Genomic DNA, 4,362 nt, shown 5'->3' with positions numbered 1-4,362 from the left:
GTGCCGGTCTGTTGCGTAACGTTTGGTGGATGAAGAAAATGTGGGGTAAGTGCATCTTCGGGTTTCTTTGGGGATATTTATTCGGTTGGTTCATGAACATGTGGATCATTGTAAGCAACATGGAGATTTTGACGAGGGAATTTTTTGTAGGTGTCTATGTCTCCAGCATCTATTTCGATTTGGCGCATGGATTATCGAATGTATTTTTCATTTTAGTTTTCGGCGCAAGCTGGAAGAAAATCTTGGAACGCTTCAAGAGAAAATACAGTCTGCTAAGTGTGAAAGGCCATGTGTAAGTGAAGTTGGTTTCATGGAACTGATTCAGGTTGGTATTGACGATTCTTATCCTGCTCAAGTTGGAGCAAAAAAGACGGGTGCTTTAGTTGAATAAGAAAAAAGAAAAATGCTACCGTCTGAGAAAAGACGTTAGCTTTCGGTATTTTCAGCCGTATGTACCGTTTTAACGCAAATAACCCATCCTTCATAAAATGCTCAAAACCCTTGATGTATAAGGATTTTGGGCATTTTTCTTTAGGTGTTAAGGTTAAGATAAGAAGGATTAACGCTTTTTTTGGAACTGGTAAACTTTACAACAAATTGCTCTCGAATAAAAATGGTATAATCTTAAAGCTTTAATAACCAAAAAATAGCATCACAAGAAATGAAATACAAAATGAGTAAAAAACGTATTATAATTACTTTTAGGCAGCCTTTTTGCTATCGATGCTGAAATGTTTAAGAATAAGATAATTTAAGGGAGCCGATGAAATGATTAAAAATACACATTGAAAGTATTGGAAAGAGAAAAATTTGCAGATTTAAATGTATATTTTAATTTTGAGAATCATGCAAAATTAGTAATGACAGATACTATCGCATACATCGGCTCACAAAATTTTTCTGATGCTAGTCAAGATAAAGTTGAATTAGGTTTTTTAGTGCAAGACCCATACGAGATCCGTCAAATAAAAGACCAATCTATTCGCTACGCGACATCTGAATATACGATTCTAATGGAAGAAAATGCAGACATAATGAGAAATTCATTAGACGATATGAGACAGGATATTTTTTCTATTGCCAGGGACCCACCTTATACTCCTGAAATTGAGATTTTTAGCATGGAGCACGCTTTTTTTCATCGAGAAAAATGGGAGGTATTCAAGGGAATACATTTTAGATTTGAAGACATAGTTAATAGTTTAATAGATGACTATCCTACCAATTTTAATAATGCGGAAGCAGAAGATAAAGTAAAGATCTTAAGTGGTCTTGTTAATGACTTTGTTGCCGAATTAGATGAATTAGAAAAGTTTTCTTCGCAAGTAGAAGAATCTATGATGTGGTGTCACTTTAGAGAAATCGACACAGGAGATAATATGGATGAAGCTTTGGAAACTGCAAATGATTATGTAAGGGAATACAAACAAGAGAAGTTTGCGGAGATAGAAGAAAAAGGGACAAAATTAATTTATACGTTTGATACTATTGAAGAATGTATTAAACAAATTGAAACGCTAATTGATGAAATTAAGGATGAAATGATAAGACAATCCGTTTACAAAAATATTAAACTCATTAAAAACTATAAAGTTTACACGGAGCCATTGTAATTCAAACTAGTGAGTTAAGGATGCCGTAATTAATGGAGAAGAAATTTTGTTGAACCCGATTGCTAATACAAAAATAAAGCTAGAAGTAAGACCTGGTATCATGGTCTTTCTTCTAGTTTTTATCTATCTCTTCTTATATTCTGTTTCGTACTCTTTTTTTCGGGAGTTGCATAAGCGGRCCTTAAATGCCAACTGAATAAGTAAATCTCTATAAACGAAAACAAATCTTTACTCTTAAACCCCAGCGGTACAGGTAACCTTTTAGATGCCTTTAAATCGTGAACATCACTCTGCACATGTATGTGATAAGGCTCAGTTAAAGTTTGCAACTCTTCATCAGTATGAGGTTCGGAGTGAATCTTTATCATTATGTTTTGTTTGCCGTCGTAAAAATCGTATTGATAATAATCAATTTTTCCATTTTTAATGAATTCTTGTGCCGATAATTTGGAATTATCATCAAATATAACAGTTTTTCTTTTAGCGCCAGCGTCAGAGGGATAACCATTAGCAGACCTTACTTCTTTAATAACTCTTCGTGCAATCATTTATGAAACTTCTATAGATATACATCAGACTTATTTTCATCCTGACGTAAAAAGTAATGTTTCCGCATTATCCTTAGCAAAAGAAATAACACAGGAACGCCTCAATAAAGCTGAATATCATCGCTAACTCAAATCGCAAAATAAAAAGCAATGCCAGTAATTACTTGGCGTTGCTTTTACTTTGTTACTTTTCAATTAACATTTCATTATAAATGGTGTAAATTCGTTCATCTTTAAATTTTGACGGTGGAATTACTTCCCCATTGGTTTTTTCTTGATACTGCAAGTATTCTTTCAGCTGCTTAGCAATCTCCTGTATAACTGTTTCTTCGCTCATAATTCCTCTGCTTCAGAGGAATTAAAGCCAATTTATTACGGGAATTTATATAACGAAAAGCAGGAAGAAATCGAAAAGAGATTAAAGGATTTTATGGAAGGGAAAAGATTTAGTGATTTGCCATCAATTTCCTATGGAGACAAAGTTCGAGTAGCTGCTCTAAACTTTGAAACAGATGAATTTAAAATTTATGATTATGTCATGGATGAGAACGGTAATATTATTTTTGATGATGGTGAAGAGATGGATGATGTAAATGATGGAAATAAAAATGAAGAAGAAGAGTAATTTAAAGAAGAGTTATCGTCTTGATTGGCTATGAAAATGAGCACAGGGAATATCAATACATAAGAGCGGCTTCCTACATGCAATTGCAATAGGGGTCGTTCTTTTCTTTGTCCGAATGATATTTAAGAAAGATTATTTTTCTCTACTTACTTATAGAGTTTCACGAATTTCTAGTAAATTCAAATTAATATTTTGTTTTTACAATTTTGTAACACTAAATTAACGGTGTTTCATTATGCTTAATAAGAAAGAATCATACACAGAAATTTGGAGGGAAACAACATGAAAAAGAGAAAAATCATAGTTCCGTTATTAAGTTTAGCTGTATTATTCCCGACAGCATCAAATGTATTTGCAGAACCACATAAACCTGTGTCTATAAAGAAGGTAGAATTTATTGGAATGGACGCTCCTGATACAGAGCAAGAACGTTCGGCGATGTATAGTGAAGCATCAGTATTGGTTACGTATAAAAATGGATCCCAAAAGACACTTCCACTAGAATATAAATCATTATTCCAACCTGGGGCTGAGTATAACGGAAATATCGCAGGTGCTGCCTATGATGTAAATGGGAAAATGATTAAGACAGCCGAAGGAAAACCATATATTTCGACTTCCCCAGATAGCAATACTCTCATGAACGTCAAAGGCAATCTATTTATGGTAAATCATTATGAAGGTATGCCGTCAAATGAGATTGGGAATATGCCGAAATCTATGATGTTAAATACTATAGAACAAGATAAAGAAACAGGTGCACTTACCGTAACGGATATGAAACCTATTGATTTTTCAGCTGATGGTGGCATTTGGACTCCATGTGCAGGTTCTCTCTCTCCTTGGAATACTCATTTAGGAAGTGAAGAATATGAACCGGATGCAAAAGCACATGAAGCAAACCCTGAAAAGTCGTCAGTAACACAATATGCCCGAAACTATTATCAAGATAATACGATCATCGGAAATCCATATCTATATGGTCATATTCCAGAGGTAACCGTGCACAAAGATGGTACATCGAAAGCTGTTAAACACTATAGTATGGGACGCCTTTCATCCGAAAATGTTAAAGTAGCACCGGATAACCGTACGGTTTACTTTGGTGATGACGGATCTTACACAATGTCATTTATATATGTTGCAGATGAAGCGAAAGATTTAACATCTGGTACGTTATATGCTGCAAAATGGAATCAAACTAGTGATCAAAATGGTGGTTCCGCTGATTTGGAATGGATCAAATTAGGTCATGCAAACGATACGGAAATTAAAAAGATGGCTGAAAAGTTAAACTTTAGTGACATATTTGAAACGGCTACAGATGCAGAATTTGCTAAAGAAAATGGGTTCAAACGAGTGAAAGCCGGCGGAAGAGATGAATGGTTAAAACTAAAACCAGGTATGGAAAAAGCCGCGGCCTTCTTAGAATCACGCCGTTATGGTGCTCTATTAGGGGCAACGTCGGAATTCAATAAGATGGAAACAGTAGAACTAAACAAGGCGGACAATAAGATTTATATGACAATGTCATCTATCAGTGGCGGAATGACAGCAAACTCCACAGATCCTGTAG

The 4,362-nt window shown here is 34.8% G+C and carries 5 protein-coding genes and 1 pseudogene; 4 read left to right on the top strand and 2 right to left on the bottom strand.

Features of this window, described 5'->3' with window-relative positions:
* Positions 1-296 (top strand): annotated as a pseudogene (locus AC1DOS_RS18275) (ECF transporter S component); the annotation flags it as partial.
* A gap of 489 nt (positions 297-785) precedes the next feature.
* On the top strand, positions 786-1,613 hold the full coding sequence (locus AC1DOS_RS18270; protein WP_477538650.1) for a phosphatidylserine/phosphatidylglycerophosphate/cardiolipin synthase family protein: 828 nt from the start codon (positions 786-788) through the stop codon (positions 1,611-1,613).
* A 119-nt stretch (positions 1,614-1,732) separates the two neighbouring features.
* Here AC1DOS_RS18270 and AC1DOS_RS18265 read toward each other — a convergent pair whose 3' ends face one another.
* Positions 1,733-2,161 carry a toxin-antitoxin system TumE family protein gene (locus AC1DOS_RS18265; protein WP_477538649.1) on the bottom strand — a complete coding sequence of 143 codons (429 nt, stop codon included), beginning with the start codon at positions 2,159-2,161 and terminating at the stop codon, positions 1,733-1,735.
* Positions 2,162-2,345: 184 nt separating this feature from the next.
* A complete protein-coding gene (locus tag AC1DOS_RS18260; protein ID WP_477538648.1) occupies positions 2,346-2,498 on the bottom strand; it encodes a hypothetical protein in 153 nt (50 codons plus the stop codon).
* Between the two features lie 93 nt (positions 2,499-2,591).
* Here AC1DOS_RS18260 and AC1DOS_RS18255 point away from each other — a divergent pair, with 93 nt between their 5' ends.
* Entirely contained in the window at positions 2,592-2,786 is a 195-nt protein-coding gene (locus tag AC1DOS_RS18255) for a sortase family protein (protein WP_477538647.1), read from the top strand.
* Between the two features lie 282 nt (positions 2,787-3,068).
* On the top strand, positions 3,069-4,362 hold a 1,294-nt coding region (locus AC1DOS_RS18250), incomplete at its 3' end, for an alkaline phosphatase PhoX (RefSeq protein WP_477538646.1).

The organism is Paenisporosarcina sp. P5_A11 (genome assembly GCF_056400705.1).
The sequence above is the reverse complement of the archived record's forward strand: the minus strand, read 5'-3'. Positions and strand labels throughout refer to the sequence as shown.